Source organism: Micromonospora sp. NPDC051300 (assembly GCF_044455315.1).
Lineage (GTDB): Bacteria > Actinomycetota > Actinomycetes > Mycobacteriales > Micromonosporaceae > Micromonospora > Micromonospora robiginosa.
Map to the genome: position 1 here is coordinate 92148 of NZ_JBITEP010000017.1, position 17451 is coordinate 109598.

At 75.7% G+C, this 17451-nt stretch carries 14 protein-coding genes; 5 read left to right on the forward strand and 9 right to left on the reverse strand.

Going from position 1 to position 17451, the window contains the following annotated elements; all coding sequences use genetic code 11:
• Position 1: 1 nt before the first annotated feature.
• Both ACIA5A_RS19760 and ACIA5A_RS19765 read left to right on the forward strand, forming a co-directional pair.
• Positions 2 to 1045, forward strand: a complete 1044-nt coding sequence (locus tag ACIA5A_RS19760; protein ID WP_396764067.1) for a zinc-binding dehydrogenase — start codon at positions 2 to 4, stop codon at positions 1043 to 1045.
• 106 nt (positions 1046 to 1151) lie between these two features.
• Complete coding sequence (locus ACIA5A_RS19765; RefSeq protein WP_396764070.1) at positions 1152 to 2135, forward strand: Gfo/Idh/MocA family protein; 984 nt, start codon at positions 1152 to 1154, stop codon at positions 2133 to 2135.
• A gap of 63 nt (positions 2136 to 2198) precedes the next feature.
• On the opposite strand, the gene ACIA5A_RS19770 is transcribed toward ACIA5A_RS19765, so the two are convergent.
• From ACIA5A_RS19770 to ACIA5A_RS19800, 7 genes are all read right to left on the reverse strand, one after another.
• Positions 2199 to 3500 (reverse strand): SWIM zinc finger family protein, encoded by a 1302-nt coding sequence (locus ACIA5A_RS19770; RefSeq protein WP_396764073.1) that lies wholly within the window; start codon positions 3498 to 3500, stop codon positions 2199 to 2201.
• Positions 3497 to 6286, reverse strand: coding sequence for a DEAD/DEAH box helicase (locus tag ACIA5A_RS19775; protein WP_396764076.1), 2790 nt, complete (start codon positions 6284 to 6286; stop codon positions 3497 to 3499). The genes ACIA5A_RS19770 and ACIA5A_RS19775 overlap by 4 nt, the downstream gene beginning before the upstream one ends.
• A gap of 116 nt (positions 6287 to 6402) precedes the next feature.
• Entirely contained in the window at positions 6403 to 7437 is a 1035-nt protein-coding gene (locus ACIA5A_RS19780) for an alpha-ketoacid dehydrogenase subunit beta (protein ID WP_396764079.1), read from the reverse strand.
• A 19-nt stretch (positions 7438 to 7456) separates the two neighbouring features.
• A complete protein-coding gene (locus ACIA5A_RS19785) occupies positions 7457 to 8503 on the reverse strand; it encodes a thiamine pyrophosphate-dependent dehydrogenase E1 component subunit alpha (RefSeq protein ID WP_396764082.1) in 1047 nt (348 codons plus the stop codon).
• Positions 8500 to 9981: an NDP-hexose 2,3-dehydratase family protein gene (locus tag ACIA5A_RS19790; RefSeq protein ID WP_396764085.1), complete on the reverse strand. Its 1482-nt coding sequence runs from the start codon at positions 9979 to 9981 to the stop codon at positions 8500 to 8502. Before ACIA5A_RS19790 ends, ACIA5A_RS19785 begins: the two co-directional genes overlap by 4 nt.
• Entirely contained in the window at positions 9981 to 11276 is a 1296-nt protein-coding gene (locus ACIA5A_RS19795) for an activator-dependent family glycosyltransferase (RefSeq protein WP_396764088.1), read from the reverse strand. Before ACIA5A_RS19795 ends, ACIA5A_RS19790 begins: the two co-directional genes overlap by 1 nt.
• Positions 11277 to 11297: 21 nt before the next feature.
• Entirely contained in the window at positions 11298 to 12308 is a 1011-nt protein-coding gene (locus ACIA5A_RS19800) for a hypothetical protein (RefSeq protein WP_396764095.1), read from the reverse strand.
• 185 nt (positions 12309 to 12493) lie between these two features.
• On the opposite strand from ACIA5A_RS19800, the gene ACIA5A_RS19805 reads away from it, so the two are divergent.
• Positions 12494 to 13069 (forward strand): dTDP-4-dehydrorhamnose 3,5-epimerase family protein, encoded by a 576-nt coding sequence (locus ACIA5A_RS19805; protein ID WP_396764098.1) that lies wholly within the window; start codon positions 12494 to 12496, stop codon positions 13067 to 13069.
• Between the two features lie 61 nt (positions 13070 to 13130).
• Here ACIA5A_RS19805 and ACIA5A_RS19810 read toward each other — a convergent pair whose 3' ends face one another.
• Entirely contained in the window at positions 13131 to 13583 is a 453-nt protein-coding gene (locus tag ACIA5A_RS19810; RefSeq protein WP_396764101.1) for a nuclear transport factor 2 family protein, read from the reverse strand.
• A gap of 205 nt (positions 13584 to 13788) precedes the next feature.
• Here ACIA5A_RS19810 and ACIA5A_RS19815 point away from each other — a divergent pair, with 205 nt between their 5' ends.
• Both ACIA5A_RS19815 and ACIA5A_RS19820 read left to right on the forward strand, forming a co-directional pair.
• Complete coding sequence (locus ACIA5A_RS19815; protein ID WP_396764104.1) at positions 13789 to 14790, forward strand: DMT family transporter; 1002 nt, start codon at positions 13789 to 13791, stop codon at positions 14788 to 14790.
• A 28-nt stretch (positions 14791 to 14818) separates the two neighbouring features.
• Positions 14819 to 16270 carry an MFS transporter gene (locus ACIA5A_RS19820; protein WP_396764107.1) on the forward strand — a complete coding sequence of 484 codons (1452 nt, stop codon included), beginning with the start codon at positions 14819 to 14821 and terminating at the stop codon, positions 16268 to 16270.
• Between the two features lie 62 nt (positions 16271 to 16332).
• Here the strand turns inward: ACIA5A_RS19820 and ACIA5A_RS19825 are convergent, their stop codons facing one another.
• Positions 16333 to 17436 carry an alpha/beta fold hydrolase gene (locus ACIA5A_RS19825; protein ID WP_396764110.1) on the reverse strand — a complete coding sequence of 368 codons (1104 nt, stop codon included), beginning with the start codon at positions 17434 to 17436 and terminating at the stop codon, positions 16333 to 16335.
• Between the last annotated feature and the right edge of the window lie 15 nt (positions 17437 to 17451).

The window sequence follows — 17451 nt, forward strand, 5'->3', positions numbered from 1 at the left end:
CATGGACGTGGACACGGGCCGCCAGGCCCCGCCGGCAACGGCGAACCGCCGCATCGTGATGACCGCGGTGGGCGAGCCGGAGCAGCTCCGGCTGGAGACCACCGGGCGGCCGGCCGCCCGACGCGGCCGGGTGGTCGTCCGGGTGGAGGCCGCCGGCATCTCCTTCGCCGAGGTGCAGACGCTGCGCGGGCTGCACCCGTTCCCCCCGAAACCGCCGTGCGTGCCCGGCTACGACCTGGTCGGGCACATCGTCGAGGTCGGGACCGGCGTCACCGGCTGGCACGTCGGCGACCGGGTGGTGTCGATGCCCCGCACCGGGGCCTGGCAGGAGTACGCGGAGGTGGGCGCCGCCTCGATGGCGCGCGTACCGGCGGCACTGGACGCCGGCGAGGCGGTGGCCCTGGTCTGCAACGGCGTCACCGCCTGGCAGATGCTGCACCGCTCCGCCCGGGTCCGCCCCGGCGCGACGGTGCTGGTGCACGGCGCCGGCGGCGGGGTGGGCACGCTGCTCACCCAGCTCGCCGGGCGGCACGGTGTCCGCGTGATCGGCACCGCCTCGCCCGCCAAGCACGACGCGGTGCGGGCGCTCGGCGCGGAACCGCTCGACTACCGCGGGGACGTGGCCGCCGAGGTGCGGCGGCTGGCCCCCCGGGGCGTGGACGCCGTCTTCGACCACATCGGCGGCGCCGGCCTCGACGTCGGCTGGTCACTGCTCGCGCGCGGCGGGACGCTCGTCTCGTACGACTCGTCGGTGGCCGGCTACCCGCCGGGGCAGTGGTTCCGGCCGCACCTGCCGGCGCTGCGCCGGGTGATCGGCTGGAACCTGGCCGGGCTGGCCGGCGCGACCCGTGGCCGGCGGGCGCGCACCTACTACGTCAAGCCCGGACCACGCTTCCGCGACGACCTGGCCAGCCTGTTCACGCTGGTCCGCGACGGCGTGCTGCGGCCCACGGTGGCCCGCCGGTACCCGCTGGAGGAGGCCGGCCGCGCGGTGCGGGAACTCATCGACGGCGGCGTGGTCGGCAAGCTGGTCCTGCTGCCGTGACGGCCACGGTGGGAGCGCGCGGAGCCCGCGCGCTCCCCGCCGGCCGGCCGGGCGGCGGGGCGACGGCGGCGGGCGGGCCGCCGTCGCGTCGAGGAGAGGGGACGCCGTGGCGGACACGATCCGCATCGGACTGATCGGCTGCTCGTCCATCGCGGCCCGCCGGTTCGTGCCGGCGCTGGCCGGCTCGACGGCCCGGCTCACCGCGGTCGCCGCGCGCGATCCGGCCCGCGCGGCGGCGTTCGCCGCCCGGTTCGGCGCGGCGGCGACCACCGGCTACCGCGAGCTGGTGGCCCGCGACGACGTGGACGCGGTCTACGTCTCGGTGCCGACCGGGCGGCACGCGGCCGAGACGACCGCCGCGCTGGCCGCCGGCCGGCACGTCCTGGTGGAGAAGCCGCTCGCCGTGGATGCGGCCGAGGGCGCGGCGGTGCTGGCGGCGGCCCGGCGCGCGGGCCGGGTGGTGATGGAGAACCGGATGTTCGTCCACCACGGACAGCACCGGGTCGCGGCCGAGCTGCTCGCCGACGGCGCGATCGGCGACCTGCGGGTCCTCGGCGCCGCGATGGCGGTGCCGCCGCTGCCCGCCGGCGACATCCGGCACCGGTCCGACCTCGGCGGCGGCGCGCTGCTCGACGTGGGCTACTACCCGGCGCACGCCGCGCTGCTGCACCTGACCGCGCCGCTGGAGGTGGTCGGCGCCACCCGGCGCACCGATCCGCGCCACGACGTGGAGGTGGGCGGCGCGGCGCTGCTGCGGGACGCCGCCGGCGTCGACGCGCACCTCACCTACGGTTTCACGCACGCCTACCGCGCCCGGTACGAGTTGTGGGGCGAACGGGGCCGGCTGGTGCTGGAACGGGCGTTCACCCCGGCGGCCGGCTGGCAGCCGGTGCTCCGGCTGCACCGGCAGGACCGGGTGGAGCTGCGCACGCTGCCCGCGGAGGACCACTTCCGGGGCGCCCTGGACGCCTTCCTGGCCGCCGTACGCGGCGACGCGGAACCGGCCGCGCACGGCGCGCGTACCCTCGCCGGGCTCGCCCTGCTGGACGCGATCCGCGCCGCCGGCCACCGGGGCGGACCGGACCGCTGAGCGCCGACCCGCCGGCGGTGGCCCGCCCGGGGCGGGACCCCGGGCCGGGCACCGGTCCCCGGATCAGTCCTTCGCCAGGTCCAGCAGGGCGTCCGCCGGGTCCGGGCCGGGCGGGCCGGCCGGCCACCACTCGCCCGAGCGCCTGCGGAACGGATACCAGCGACCGTCGCGGCCGTAGCGCACCTGCACGTCCCGGCCCACGGTCCAGCGGTTACGCCAGTTCTTCACCTCAGGCGTGGCGCCGCCGATGCCGCCGGCCTCGCGCAACGCGTCGGTGGCCCGGGACACCAACTCCTTCGGCGGCCCGAACACCGCGTCGACCACGTCCAGGCCGGCGGCGCCGCCGTACTCCCACGCCTTGATCGCCCGGGGCAGGTCGTCGGCCCGGCCGCTGGCCTCGCCGAGCCGGCGCGCGGCCCGCGAGCGCGGCATCCGCGACGCCAGCCGCACCGCGTCCTGCCAGGCGTCGTGCTCGGGGGCGAGCACCTCGTCGGCGGTGGCGGTGAGCAGGTGCCGGGCCCGGGACGCGGCGTCCGCGGCGAGCACCCCCAACGCCTCGGCGTCGAGGCCGGGCGCGTCGTGCGCGGCCAGCACCGGGGTGAGCGCCATCGGCTCGCCGCGCACCGGCGGCGGCGGGCCGGGCAGCTCGGCCGGGTCGCCCGCGTACGCCTCCTCGGCCCGGTCGCCGACGACATCCTCCTCCTCGGCGGCGGCCGCCCGGCCGGTGTTGCGCGCGCGCAGCTCCTCGATCAGCTCCGGCTCGGCCCGGCCGCGCATCAGCAGCAGCACGAACGGGTCCCGATCGAGCAGCCAGGACGCCTGGTAGGACAGGGCGGCGGCGTGCCGGCAGGGATGGTCCCAGGAGGGGCAGTCGCAGGCCGGCTCCAGGTCGCCGTATCCGGGCAGCAGCCGCACCCCGGCGTCGTCGGCGGTGTGCACCAGGTCGTGCGGCATGTCCCGGTCGAGCAGCGCGGCGATGTGCCCGGCCTTGGCGGCCACCTTGTCCAGCAGGCGGTCCCACTCCGCGTCGGAGAGCGTCCCGATCCGGACCACTGTGTCGTGCGGGGTGTACTGGTCGCCGTCGTGCACCGGCGCGGAGATCCGCCCGGGGCTCACCGTGATCGAGCCGACCTGGCCGGCGAACGCGTACCGCCGGCCCTTCTTGAGCTGCTCCGGGTCGAGCGCGGTGTGCTCCATCGACTCGATCCAGGCGTTGCCCCACCAGGTGTCGGCGAACTTCTTGCCGATCCGCCGGCCCGGCCCGAACGCCGGGAAGCTGCGAGCCCGCCCGTCGTCCTCGGTCGGCTCGGTCGCCTCGTCGTCCGGCTCGTCGTCGAACTCGAAGTCGAAGTCCACGTCGCTCATCCCTCCTGGCGCAGCTGCACGAGCCGGAGCAGCTCGGCGTCGGACAGTTCGGTCAGGGCGGTCTCGCCGCCGGTGAGCACGGCGTCGGCCAGCTCCCGCTTGGACTCCAGCAGCGCGGCGATCCGGTCCTCCAGGGTGCCCTGGGCGATCAGCCGGTGCACCTGCACCGGCTTGGTCTGGCCGATCCGGTACGCCCGGTCGGTGGCCTGCTCCTCGACCGCCGGGTTCCACCACCTGTCGTAGTGAATGACGTGGTCGGCGCGGGTCAGGTTGAGGCCGGTGCCGGCCGCCTTGAGCGACAGCAGGAACACCGGCACCGCGCCGGCCTGGAACCGGCGCACCATCTCCTCGCGCTGCGGCACCGGCGTGCCGCCGTGCAGCAGTTGCGCCGGCACGCCCCGCTCGGCCAGGTGCCGCTCCAGCAGCCGGGCCATCTGCACGTACTGGGTGAAGACAAGCGCGCCGCCGTCCTCGGCCAGGATGGTCTCCAGCAGGTCGTCGAGGAGCTGCAACTTCTCCGACCGGCCGGAGAGCCTGCCGTGCGGCTCCTTGAGGTAGTGCGCCGGGTGGTTGCACACCTGCTTCAGGCCGACCAGCAGCTTCAGCACCAGACCGCGCCGGGCGATGGTGGTCGGGCTGGTGCGGATCTCGCCCATCACCTCGTCGACGACCCGCCGGTAGAGCGTCGCCTGCTCGTCGGTGAGCGAGATCAGGTGGTCGGTGACCGTCTTCGGCGGCAGCTCCGGCGCGATGCCGGGGTCGGACTTGCGACGCCGCAGCAGGAACGGGCGGACCAGGCGGGCGAGCCGGTCCACGCCGGACGCGTCCCGGTCCACCTCGATCGGCCGGGCCCACCGGGCCCGGAACGTGCCGACCTTGTCGAGCAGGCCGGGCGTGGTCCAGTCGAGGATGGTCCACAGCTCGGAGAGGTTGTTCTCCACGGGCGTGCCGGTGAGCGCCAGTCGGGCGCCGGCGGGGATCTCGCGCAACGCCTTCGCGGTGCCGCTGAGCCGGTTCTTGACGTACTGCGCCTCGTCCGCCACCACCATCCCCCACCGCTGCCCGCCCAACACCGCGGCGTCCAGCCGCATGGTGCCGTAGCTGGTCAGCACGAATCCGTCGGTGAGGTCGTCGAGCGAGCGGGCGGCGCCGTGGAACCGGCGGACCGGCACGTCCGGGGCGAACCGCCGGATCTCGCGTTCCCAGTTGCCCAGCACCGAGGCGGGGCAGACCACGAGCGTCGGCCCGGCGAGTGCCGGGTCGGCACGGCGGCGCAGGTGCAGCGAGATGACCGTGATCGTCTTGCCCAGACCCATGTCGTCGGCGAGGCAGCCGCCGAAGCCGAGCGAGGTCATCCGGTCCAGCCAGCGCAGCCCGCGCAACTGGTACTCGCGGAGCGTGCCGTCCAGCCCGGTCGGCGGGGCCAGCGGCTCGGGGCCGCCGTCCGGCTCGGCGATCCGCTCGCGCAGCGCGCCGAGCCAGCCGTCGGCCACCACCTCGACGCGCTCGTCGTCCACCTCGGTGCTGGCGATCAGCGTCGCGGCCAGCGCGTCGTACGCCTTGAGCGGGCGGAGCTGCCGCTCCCGGGCCTTGCGCGCCAGCTCCGGCTCGACCGCCACCCACTGCTCGCGCAGCGCGACGATCGGCCGGGACTTGGCGACCAGGTCCATCTCCGCGTCGGTGAGCGCCTCGCCGGCGAAGGTGAGCTGCCAGCTCTGCGCCATCATGGCCGCCGAGCGGAAGAAGGCGGCCGGATCGGCCGGCTGTTCCGGCGGCGAGCTGATCAGGACGCGGGCGTTGAGCTCGCGGGACAACTGCGGTGGCCACTCGATGTCGATGCCGGCCGCGGCGAGCCGCCGCTCGGCGCCGCCCAGCAGGTCGATCAGGTCCTCGTCGAGCAACTCCAGCTCGATCGGGGCGGCCTCGTCGAGCAGCCGCCCCAGCGGCTGCCACACGGTCGCGGCCCGACGCACCGCGAGCATCGCCTCGAACGTGGCCTGCTCGCCGAGCCCGTGCTCGTCGCCCTCCCACAGCGCGGCCGCGTCGCTGACCAGGGTCGGGTCGGCGAGGCTGCGCATCCGGACCACGGCGGTGAGACCGGTGGTCTCGAAGTCGCCCCGCCCCTCCAGCCGCAACGCCACCCGCAACCCGGTGTCCACGCCGGCGGAGACCTCCTGCGCCCACTCGCGCAGGTCCTCCACCGGCTCCGGGTCCAGGCCGGTGAACCTGTCGTCGCCGGTCAGCCACGGCGCCGCCGGGATGCGCGGCAGCGTGTCGGCCACCGCGTCCAGGAACGCCCGGACCAGGCCCTCGGCGTCCGGCAGCACGAGGGTCTCGGCGAACGGGTCGACGGGCACGGCGCGGGCCTCGGCCGGCATCGCCGCGGCGAGCGCGCGGATGCGCTGCACGTCGGCGACGTCGAACGGGCCGACCCGCCAGGCGTCGTGCCCGTCCGGGGTGACGCCGGGCAGCAGCCGGCCGCGCGCGACCAGGTGCAGGCCGGTGACCGCGACGGCCGACCAGAACGCCGCGGCGGGCGTCACGTCCGTCTCGTCGCGCAGCGCGACGAGATGCCGCACCGCGTCGGCGACCGGCATGGCGCAGACCTGCACCTGCCACGCGGCGACCGGCCCGTCGAGGGGCAGGGCCAGCTCCAGCTCGCGGACCTCGCCGAGCTCGTCGAACTCGTCAGGCACCGCGTCGCCGGTCGGGTCGTAGAAGCTGACCACGCCGGCCCGGGGCGGATCGCCCGGCTCGAAGACGACCGCGAACCGCCCGAGTAGCACCCTGATACCTCCCGATCGGCGACGCGGGCGGCAGCCACCCGCCCGTCTAGCGTACAACGTACCGTAGACTACCCGACGGAGCCGTCCGGCCGGGACGGACGCGCTCGCGCCAAGGGTCAGTACGGGCCGTGGAAACCGGCCGCCGCGCTGGTCAGCCGCGGCAGCTCGCCGCGCCGGTCACCGACCAGGGCCAGGCACGCCTCCACGATCTCGTCGGCACCGGGATGGAACGCCTCCTCCAACGGCCACGACACCGGCGCCGGACAGTCCGGCAGCGTCACCCGGCGCACCGGCGCGCGCAGCGCCTCCGGCACCGCCTCCGCCACCACGGCGGCCACCTCGGCGGCGAAGCCGTAGCGGGCCCAACTGGTGTCGGCCACCACCAGCCGGCCGGTCCGCGCGACCGACTCGCAGATGATCCGCTCGTCAAGCGGACGGATGCTGCGCACGTCCACCACCTCCACCCCGATCCCCCGGGTCGCCAACTGCTCGGCGGCCCGCTCCGCCTCGGCCACCATCAGCGAGGCGGCGACCACCGTCACGTCGTCGCCGGCCCGGGCGATCCGGCCCACCCCGAACGGCACCGGCACCGGCTCCTCCGGCACCGGGCCGGTGAGCGGATAGAGGTTGCGGTTCTCGATCAACACCACCGGGGTGTCCCCACGTAGCGCCTGCACCAGCAGGCCCTTGGCGTCCGCCGGCGACGCCGGCGTGGCCACGTACAGGCCGGCGTAGTGGCCGAACGTCGCGTGCGGGCTCTGCGAGTGGGTGGCGCCCTGCCCCCAGCCCCGGCCCACCACGCCCCGGGTCACCACCGGCGCGCCGCCCTGGTCGCCGTACATGTAGCGCCACTTCGCGGCCAGGTTCACCAGCGCGTCCATGGCCAGGAACATGAAGTCCGCCCGGGTGTGCACCACAAGCGGGCGCATCCCGTTCGCCGCCGCGCCGATCGCGATGCCGGCGCAGGCGTTCTCCGAGTTCGGCACGTCGACCACCCGCGCCGCGCCGTACCGCTCGAAGGCGGTCTTGGTGGTGCCGAACGTGCCCTTGTGGTCGTCCACCCCCTCCCCCAGCACCAGCACCGTCGGGTCCTCCGCCATGCACTGCACGGTGGCCTCGCTGATCGCCTGCCAGTACGTCAGTTCCCGCATCACGCTCCCCTTCCCCGGCTCAACGACCGGCGCCGTACGCGCCGTCGAGGAGCGTGGACACCGACGGCCAGGCGGCGGCCCGCGCCGTCCGGACCGCGTCGCGCACCTCGGCGCGGTACCGCCGCTCCCACTCCCGCACCCAGTCGTCCAGGCCCGGCTGCGTCGGCCGGGCCACCTCGACCGCCCGGCGGATCGGGCACCGCGCCATCCACGCGTCGATCTCCTCCCGGGAGCGGTACCCGTGGTCGTGGTCCCACCCCGGGCCGACGTGCTCGCGCCACCGGTAGGTGTGCAGCTCCAGGAAGGCCGGACCGGCGCCGGTCCGGCACCGCTGCACGGCGGCGCGGGCGGCGGCCCGCACCGCGTACACGTCGTTGCCGTCGACCGAGCGGGCCCACAGCCCGTACGCGGCGACCCGGTCGGTGATCGTCGACCCGGCCGGCTGCCGCTGGCCCAGCGGCGACGAGATCGAGTAGAGGTTGTTCTCGCAGAGGAACACCACAGGCACCCGGTGCACCTGGGCGAAGCTGACCGCCTCGTGGAACACCCCCTCCTCGGTGGCGCCGTCGCCGAAGAAGGTCAACGCGACCTGGGGCTTCCCCCGCAGCGCCGCGGACCACCCCGCGCCCACCGCTACCGAGATCATCTCGCCGAGGATGGCCGCCGAGCCGGCGAACCCGGCCGCCCGGTCGACCAGGTGGATCGAACCGCCGCGACCGCGCGCGCAGCCGGACTCCCGCCCGTACAGCTCGGCCACCATGGCCCGCAGGTCACCACCCATGGCCAGGTACGGGGCGTGCGACCGGTGACCGGTGTAGACCAGGTCGTCAGGCCCGGTCGCGGCGGCGACGCCCACCGCCGTCGCCTCCTGGCCGATCGAGAAGTGGGTGGGGGTCCGCATCTCCTGGTCGTCGCGGTACCTGTCGCAGAGTTCCTCCTCGACGCAACGGATGCGCACCATGTCCCGGATCAGCGCGGCCTCCGGACCGGCCGGTTCGCAGCCGGTGGGCACGTCGCCCTCGGCCGGGACGGGCGCCGGCACGGTGTCGGCGGGGGCAGCGGTCATGACTCTCCTCTGTTCGGGTGCCGGAGGCTGTGCAGGCAGGCGACCAGGCTGCGGGCCTGGACGTTGAGGTAGTGGCTGTGGCGCAGCAACGCGTCGAGCTGGCGGACCGTCACCCAGCGGTAGTCCGGGTGCGTCGGCACCCCGCGCGGGCCGACCTCCACCACCAGGTAGCGGTTGCGGGTGTGGAAGAACCGCCCGCCCTCCTCGGAGAGCGTGGCCGCGAACCGCACCCGCGCCGGCGGCGCGCCCAACACCTCGTCGAGGTACGGCGGCCGGGCCCCGGCCGGCAGGTCGAGGTAGTTGTCCGGCTGGCACTGCACGGTCGGGGCCAGCTCCACCACGTCGACGGAACCGGGCTCGGCCCGCGCGTGCACGAGCACGTGCAGCACCCCGCCGACGCGGCGGACCAGGAACGCGACGACACCGGTGCCGACCGCCTCGATCATCGGCTGGGTCCAGCCGTCGACCTCCCGGCCCCGGGCGCGTACCGCCACGCCCACCACCTCGAAGAAGCGCCCCCGGTGGTGGGCGATCCGCCCGTCGCGCCACCGCCATCCGTGGGTCTCCGCCAGCGGCACCCGCCGGGCCTGCATGGCGGTCAGGCTGCGCCGGTCGGTGACCCAGCTCAGCAGCTCCGCCGAGAGCGCGGCCGAGGCCGCGCGGGCCGAGCGGCGCAGCGCCGCCCGGAACCTGTCGTCGGTGGGCAGCGGGTCGGGCGGCTCGTCGGGTGTCACCCCGGTCAGCGGCAGGCAGGCCAGCACCGTCCGGGTGTCCATGTTGACCACGTCGTCCACGGCCAGCAACCGGTGCAACTGACCGAGCGTCAGCCAGCGGAAGCCCGGCCGTACCGGCAGGTCCTCGCGCACCTCGACGACCATGTTGCGGTTGCGCTTGCGGTGGAACCAGGCCCCCTGCTCGGACTGGCGCACGTCGGCGATCACCCGGTGCCGTTCCCGGTCGCGGAAGTACTCCAGGTAGGGCACCGGCCGGCCGCCGTGCGCGCCGGTGTAGTTGCTCCGGGTCGCCTGCACGGTGGGCGAGATCTGGAGCCCGTTCACGTTGCCGGGTTCCGCCTTCGCCTGCACCAGGAAGTGCAGCACGCCGTCGAACTCCCGAGCCAGCAGGCCGAGCACGCCCACCTCGGGCTGGTCGATGACCGGCTGCCGCCAGTGCGGCACCGGGCCGTCCGGCGCGGTCACGTCGAGGCCGTGGATCCGGTAGAACCGGCCGGTGCGGTGCACCAGGTCCCCCCGGCCGGGGACGGCCGACCAGCCCACCAGGTCCTCCAACGGCACCCGCTCGGCGGTGGTCCAGCTCCGCTCGGCGAGGTCGGCGAGCCAGCCGAGGACGGCGGCCACCCCGTCACCGGGGTGGGCGGCCGAGCGGGCGATCCGGTCGGCCGAGGCGGCCCGGTCCGTCGCCTGCCCGCCCGGCGCCGGACGGGCGACCAGCCGCAGGCGACGCCGCGACGCCGCCATCAGCGCCGCTCCCCGCCGGCCGCGACCCGGTGCTCCAGGACCATCTTCTCCAGCACCGGCACCACGTCGGCCGGGGTGGGCTGGGCCGTCGCCTCGTCCCGCAGCGCGCGCGCCCCGGCCCGCAGCGTCGGGTCGGTGAGCAGCCGCAGCACGGCGGCCCGGACCGCGTCCACGGTGGCCTCCGCCGCCGGCAGGCACAGGCCGGCGCCCAACTCCTCGGTGCGGCGCGCCTTGGTCAGCGTGTCCCAGCCGTACGCGATCATGAGCTGCGGCACGCCGTGCGTCTCGGCGGCGGCCCGGGTGCCGACGCCGCCGTGGTGCACGATCGCGGCGCACGTCGGCAGCAGGTCGTGCAGCGGCACGAAGTCCACCACCCGGGTGTTGGCCGGCACCCGGCCCACCTGCTCCCGGTGCGCCGCGTCGAGCGTGGCGACGATCTCCACGTCGAGGTCCGCCATGCCGGCGAGCAGCTCACCGACGGACGCGGCGGACCGGTCCATCTCGCCGGAGACGCCGAGCGTGAGGCAGACCCGCGGCCTCGACGGCGGGACCCGCAGCCAGTCCGGCACCACGGCCGGCCCGTTGTACGGCACGTGCCGCATCCCGACCGTCGCCCGGTCCAGCGGCAGCCGGGTGCCCGGCGGCGTGGTGTCGATGGTGAAGTGGCCGGTGCGCACCGTCTCGTCGTAGCGGGCGCCGTGGCGGGCCAGCACCGCCGACAGCCACTCCGCGGTCGGGTCCTCCCGGTCGGCGGGGTCCCGCTCGGCGGCCAGCCGCAGGAACTCCCGCCGCGCCCGCAGCGTGATGTCGGGGCCGTAGACGAGCCGGGCGTGCGGCACCCCGAGCACCGTCGCGACGACCGCGCCGGCAAGCGTGAACGGCTCCCAGATCACCAGGTCGGGCCCCCACGAGCGGGCGAACGCCACCAGCTCGTCGATCATCGAGTCGGTGTTGAACGAGGCGAACAACGCGCCGATCATCACCTTCTCCAGGCCGAGCAGGCCGGCCCAGTCCCAGCCGGCCGGGTCGGACCGCGCGAAGTCGAAGTGCTGCACGTGCTCGGAGCCGCCCGCGGCCAGCAGCTCGCCGAGCAGCTCCGGCGCCCACGGGTCGCTGGCGTACCACTCGGCGTCGCCTACCGGGACGGCGGTCAGCCCGCTGCCGGTGACCGCGTCGGTCAGATCGGGCTGGCCGGCCACCCGGACCTCGTGCCCGGCGGTCCGCAGCGCCCAGGCCAGCGGCACCAGCGGAAACCAGTGGGTGGGGTGCGGCATGCAGACGAACAGGACCCGCATCCGGTTCTCCTCTCCTCGGTCTCAGATCACCCGCACCGGGAACCGCGCCGCCGCGCCGGTCACCGGCGCGCGGCCGGGCCGCACCGGCGGCCCGTCGGGTCGCAGCCGGGGCGCGTCGGCGGCCAGCCGGGGCAGCAGCGCCTCGGCGTACCACCTGGCGAAGCCGACCGGGCCGGCCCACGGGCCGCCCGGGACCAGCACCGGGCCGGCCGAACGGTCCGGGTCGAACCGGTCCGGGTCGGCGAACACCGTGCCGTCCCGGTTGGCGGCGGCCAGCACCACCACCAGCCGGTCGCCGGGGGTCAGCAGCCCGCGACCCCAACCCGGGGCGGCCTCGACCCGGGCCGGCCACAGCCGCAGCGGAGGCGCGTACCGCCACGTCTCTGTCACCACCCGGGCCGCGAAGCCCGGCTCGGCCGCCAGCCGGGACCAGCCGCCGGCGTCGAGCAGCGCCGCGACGGCGTTGAGCACCAGGGTGGTGGCCAGCCGTACGCCGGTGGCCGCGAGCAGCGGCCGGTCGGTGTGCTCGGGCAGCGCCGCGCCGGCCTCCGCCAGCCGGACGGCCGGCGCCGGGGCCGGCGCGCGTACCGTCGCGTCCACCGCCGGCTCCGCGTCGGCCAGCAGCGCCGCCGTGCCGGCGTCCCCGCCGGCCAGCACCCGGACCACGTCGCGCCGGACGACGTCGGCCAGGTCACCGCGCTCGGGCAGCGCCCCGAGCGCGGGCGCGGGCGGGGTCGGTACCCCGGGCGGGTCGGCGGGCAGGTCGAACGGCGTGGTGGCCACGACGTGCGGACCGGCCGTCGCGCGGGCCGCGCCCGCGTGGTCGGTGACCAGCCAGTCTCCGGTCGCGGCCCGCCACAGCGGTCCCCGTTCCCGCAGCCGCTCCGGCTCGCCGCCGGGCAGCCCGCACAGCAACCGGGCGTACGGGTCGCCCCGGGCGGCGTGCAGCCAGAGCAGTCCTTCGGTGAGCTGGAGCCGGCGCAGGAGCCGCCGGTCCGCCTCGGGTTCGCGTCGCCGTCGTGCCTGCCGCACCCCGCACCCTCCTCGTGTCCGGTCCCGCCGCGCGACGTCGCGGGCGGTCGGTGCCCCACCCTGCCGGTGGTCGCTCGAGAACCGCGCCAGCCCGGCTGGACGCCGCCTGCCGGTGGTCCGATCTGGACCGTCCCTCGAGCCGGGGCGGCAACCGTTGGCGGGCCCCTCGACTGATCGGAGCCGTCATGACCCGTCCACCCGTCACCTCCGGCACCCGCCTGCCGGAGATCTGGAGCGCGCCGCTGACCCCCCGGCCCGACGTCCGCGGCCACTTCGTCGAGGTGTTCCGGGCCAGCACCCTCGCCGCGGCGGCCGGCGTGGACCTCCGGGTGGCGCAGGCCAGCCTCTCGGTGTCGCGCCGGGGGGTGATCCGGGGCGTGCACTACTTCCCGGACGGCCCGGGACAGACCAAGGTGGTGTCCTGCGTGCACGGCGCGGTGCTCGACTGCGTGGTCGACCTGCGGGTCGACTCGCCGACGTTCGGCCGGTGGACGGCCACCCGGCTCGACCAGGACGCGCCGCACGCCGTACACGTGCCGCGCGGTTTCGGGCACTCCTTCGTGTCCCTCACCGAGGGCGCGGTGATGCTCTACCTGTGCGACGTCGAGTACGTGCCGGACCGGGAGCTGACCGTGCACCCCTTCGACGCCGACCTGGGCCTGCCGTGGCCGGCCGGATCAGAGCCGATCGTCTCCGAGCGCGATCTCGCCGCGCCGACGCTGCGCGAGGCGCGGCGGGCTGGCCTGCTGCCGACGGTCTGAGCACGACCGTGACCCGGCGGCGCGGCTTCCCTACGCACCGCCGGGTCACGGAGCCGGTGGGTCAGGTCCGGTCGTCCCGGGTGACCCGGCGGTGCCGGACCAGGAGCTGCCCGTCGGCGCCCCGCACCAGCACGTCGTGCGTGACGCACATGAGGTGCAGGCGCGGCTCGCCGTCGCGGGGCGTGGCGATGATCTGCGCGTAGCTGCGGACCGTCAACGACCCGTCGTCCTGCGGCCGGACGTTCACCGACAGCAGCAGGTGCCGGTGCTGCTCGCCCTTGCGGCGCAGCTCGGCGTGGGCCTGTTCCGCCCCGGCCGCCAGCGCCTCCCGCCCGACGATCGGCCGGGGGGCCGACGGTGGCGCGAACACGCCGTCCGGGGTGAACGTGTCGGCCCACTCCCGGGCCGCGCCGCTGTCCAGCAGGTGCATGTGCCATGCGTAGAACTGCTGGACCTCGGCGTACACCCGGGCGAAGGCCGCCCGGTCCGGGACGTTCTCGGTCTGCACGGTCATCGGTGCCGCCCTCTCTCCGCGTCTGCTCGGCGGTGTCGGTGACCGCGATGCTTCCCGGTTCCGCTGGAGGACCGCTGGCGGCGTGGACGGGACACGGCCCCGCGCCGCGTCCAGTGGTTCTCCGGCGGCGCTCGATCCGTGGCCAGAAGCCTGTGACGCAGCCCAGCCGGCCGGACCGGCCGACGCTTCGCGAGAGGGATCGACGATGAGTCGTGGTGGATTGATGCGCTTCGGCGCGGTGGCCCTGATGTGGGGCTCGACGTACTTCTGGATCAAGATGGCGCTCGGCGGGATGAATCCCACCCAGTTCAGCCTCGTCCGGGTCGCGATCGGCGCGGTGGCCATGCTGGCGATCGTCGTGCTGACCGGCGCGGCGCTGCCCCGGCGCCCCGGCGTCTGGCTCCGCCTGCTGCTGGTCGCCTTCCTGGTCAACGCGTTGCCGGTGCTGCTGGTGCAGATCGTGCCGGACGCCACCGGCGAGGACGTCGGCGTGGTGTCGGTGTTCAACGCCAGCGTGCCGCTGTGGGCGCTGCTGCTCGCGCCGCTGCTGCGCGAGCGCGCCGTCGGCGGGCGGACGGTGGCCGGCGTGCTGATCGGGTTCGCCGGCGTGCTGCTGATGTTCCCGCCGTGGGAGCAGGTCTCCCGCTGGTTCACCTGGAGCTCGCTGATCAACTTCGTGGCCGCGGTGGCGTACGGGTACGCGCTGTTCTACATGGTGCGCGTCATGCGCGAGGAGAACATGCGCCCGGTGGTGCTCTCGGCCACCCAGGCGCTGTTCGGCGTGGCCTGGGCGGCGCTGACGCTGACCTGGCAGGACTGGGGACCGGCGCCCACCTGGTCGTCGGAGGTGCTGATCGCGCTGGCCGTGCTCGGCATCCTCAACACCGCGGTGGTCTTCACGTTCTTCGTCCGGATGGTCCGCGACGACGGCCCGGTCCTGTCGTCGACGGTGCTCTACCTGGTCCCGGTGGTGCTGCTGCTGGGCAGCGTCTGGCTGGAGGACGCCCCGCTCACCGCGCTCCAGGTGGTCGGCATGGTCGTCGCGGCGGTCGGCGTGCTGGTGGCCCGCCCCGCCGCCGGGCCGGCCGGACCGGCCGGCGTGGATGCCGAACCCGCCGACCCGGACGCGCCGGCCCGGCCGGTCACGCCGGCCGGCAGCCGGCCCTCCGGTTCCGTCTCCCGCGCCGCGCACCGGCGGGCGATCTGATGGCCCACCACGAGTCAGGAGCACCGAGATGTCCACGTCCCTGACCGCCGCGCCGTCGGCGGTTCGCACCCCGCACCGGTACGGCCTGGCGCTGGCGGTCGTCGTGGCCGGCCAGACGATGATCCTGGTCGACGAGATGATCGTGAACATCGCGCTGCCCGGGATGAGCGCCGACCTGTCCCTCGGCCCGGTGGCGCTGTCCTGGGTGATCAACGCCTACCTGCTCACCTACGGCGGCCTGCTGCTGCTCGGCGGCCGGGCCGGGGACATCCTCGGCCGGCGCAAGGTGTTCCTCACCGGCGTGGCCCTGTTCTCGCTGGCCTGCCTGGCACGCGGGCTGGCCACCGAACCATGGATGCTGATCACCGCGCGGGCGGTGCAGGGGGTGGGCGCGGCGCTCACCGCGCCCTGCGTGCTGGCGCTGATCGTGAGCATGTTCGCCGAGGGGCCGCTGCGCCGCCGCGCGATCGCCGTCTACACGGCGGTGGGCGGGCTCGGCGCGGCGCTGGGGCTGCTGCTCGCCGGCACCGTCACCTCGGCCAGCTCCTGGCGGTGGGTGCTCATGCTCAACGTGCCGGTCGGCCTGCTGGTGCTGCTGGCCGCGCCGTTCGTGGTCCGGGAGACGCCGCCGCACCCGGGCCGCTTCGACGTGGCCGGCGCGCTCAGCTCGGCGCTCGGCGTCGCGGCGCTGGTCTGGGCGCTGTCCGCGGTGGGCAGCGAGGGCTGGCGCGACGCGACCGTGCAGCTCCTGGTCGCGGCCGGGCTCGCCCTGATCGCCGTCTTCGTGTTCGTCGAACGGCGCGCCCGGCAGCCGATCGTGGTGCCGCGGTTGTTCGCCGACCGGGACCGGGTGTGCGCCTATCTGGCGGTGCTGCTGGTGCAGGGCAGCCAGATCGGCCAGCTCTTCTTCCTCACCCAGTTCCTCCAGCAGGGCCTCGGCTACTCGCCGATGCGGGCCGCGCTGGCGTTCCTGCCGGTGACGGCGACGCTGCTGGCCCTCTCCGGCGCGGTGGTCAAGCTGCAACCGAGGATCGGCGCCCGACCGCTCGTGGTCCTCGGCGCGGTGATGCTCATCGGCTCGAACCTGCTGCTGTCCCGGCTGGACCTGGAGGCCCGCTACGCGACCGACGTGCTGCCGGCGCTGCTGCTGCTGGGCGCGGGCATCGCGCTGGGCACCATCCCGGCGACCGTGCTGGGCACCTCCGGGGTGAACGACGACGAGACCGGCTCGGCGTCGAGCGTGATCGCCGCGACGACCACGCTTGGCGCGTCGCTCGCGCTGGCGGTCCTGGTCACCGTGATGACGGCGGCGAGCACCCGGGCGGCCGGCGCCCCGCCGGCCGGCCTGCCGGCCGAGGCGGTCCCCGGGTACGCGTTCCTGCACGGCATGTCCGCCGCCTTCGTCGCCGGCGCGGTGTTCGCCGGCGCCACGCTGCTCGTCGCGCTCTTCATCAGGCGTCGGCCGGCCGGTCGCCGGTGAGCGGTACGCCGGAGACGGCGCGGGGCCGGTGGGACGTCCCACCGGCCCCCGTCGCACGCGGCTCAGCGCCGCCCGGCGCCGATGCTGTGGTCGAGCCAGGTGCGGGCGCGGGCGATCCAGCCCGGCGCGGTGCGGTGCAGGTTCAGCGCGTGTCCGGTCCGGCCGACCACCTCGACCCGCAGCCGCGCGTTCGGGTACCACCGGCGCTCCTGGCGGTACAGCGCCGCCGAGGTGGCGCAGTCACTGCCCGCCGCACCGCAGACCAGCTTGTCGCGCTGGCCGACCACGATGAGCACCGGCACCCGGATCGCCGCGTTCTGCTCCGGCGTCGGGTGCTCCTCGGTGTAGACGTCGGCCTGCTTGGTCAGCTCGTCCAGCCGCACCACCCACGGGTCCGCGCCGGCCCGCTCGTAGAACCAGGTGCCGCGGGCGCCCGGCCGGGTGGTGTAGTAGGCCGGGTCGAGGCCGCGACCGGCGAGACCCGGGTCCTCCGCGGCCGGGTGGATCACCTCGTCCCAGGGGATCTCCACCCGCGCGCTGGCCTCCGCGGTCAGCACCAGCCCGTCGACCCACTCCGGGTGCCGGATGGCCATGGTGCGCGCGAGCGTGGACCCGAAGGAGTGGCCGACGAGCACCAGTTTGTCGAACCGGCGACCGATCACGTCGCCCCGCCGGACGGCCCGGACGAGCTGCGTCATCACCGCGCTCTGGGTGTCCGGGGCGTACCTGTCGAAGGGTGGCGCCGAGCTGGCGCCGGCGCCGAGCCGGTCGACCACCAGGACGGCGTGCCCGGCGGCGGTCATCGTCTCGACGTACGACGGGCGGCGCGGGTCGCCGCGCAGGAACCAGTAGGCCTGGCCGTACGTGCCGCCGGGGATGAGCAGCTGAAGCGTCCGGGCCCGGCCGCGCGGCGGCAGGCAGAGCGTGGCGCTGATCCGCTGGTCGACCGGGCCGCCCGCGGTGAGCGCCACCGGGAAGGTGAGCAGCCGGCACCGGAACGGCAGCAGGCCGGCCGGGCGGACGGTCGCCGGCCCCGGATCGGTCGCGGCCGACGCCGGGACGGCGGTGTGGGTCGGACCGGCCGCCCGTGCGGGCGTGGCGAGCGGGCTCAGGGCCGTCGCCGCCACCACGGCGGCGGTGACGGCGGGCAGGGCTCTGGTGCGCAAGGTCTTCCTCCTCGG

Bases quoted from the DNA above. Each gene is read 5' to 3' on its own strand.
- ACIA5A_RS19760 (WP_396764067.1), top strand. From the start codon at position 2: ATGGACGTGGACACGGGCCGCCAGGCCCCGCCGGCAACGGCGAACCGC.
- ACIA5A_RS19770 (WP_396764073.1), bottom strand. From the start codon at position 3,500: ATGAGCGACGTGGACTTCGACTTCGAGTTCGACGACGAGCCGGACGAC.
- ACIA5A_RS19780 (WP_396764079.1), bottom strand. From the start codon at position 7,437: ATGCGGGAACTGACGTACTGGCAGGCGATCAGCGAGGCCACCGTGCAG.
- ACIA5A_RS19785 (WP_396764082.1), bottom strand. From the start codon at position 8,503: ATGACCGCTGCCCCCGCCGACACCGTGCCGGCGCCCGTCCCGGCCGAG.
- ACIA5A_RS19790 (WP_396764085.1), bottom strand. From the start codon at position 9,981: ATGGCGGCGTCGCGGCGTCGCCTGCGGCTGGTCGCCCGTCCGGCGCCG.
- ACIA5A_RS19795 (WP_396764088.1), bottom strand. From the start codon at position 11,276: ATGCGGGTCCTGTTCGTCTGCATGCCGCACCCCACCCACTGGTTTCCG.
- ACIA5A_RS19805 (WP_396764098.1), top strand. From the start codon at position 12,494: ATGACCCGTCCACCCGTCACCTCCGGCACCCGCCTGCCGGAGATCTGG.
- ACIA5A_RS19810 (WP_396764101.1), bottom strand. From the start codon at position 13,583: ATGACCGTGCAGACCGAGAACGTCCCGGACCGGGCGGCCTTCGCCCGG.
- ACIA5A_RS19815 (WP_396764104.1), top strand. From the start codon at position 13,789: ATGAGTCGTGGTGGATTGATGCGCTTCGGCGCGGTGGCCCTGATGTGG.
- ACIA5A_RS19820 (WP_396764107.1), top strand. From the start codon at position 14,819: ATGTCCACGTCCCTGACCGCCGCGCCGTCGGCGGTTCGCACCCCGCAC.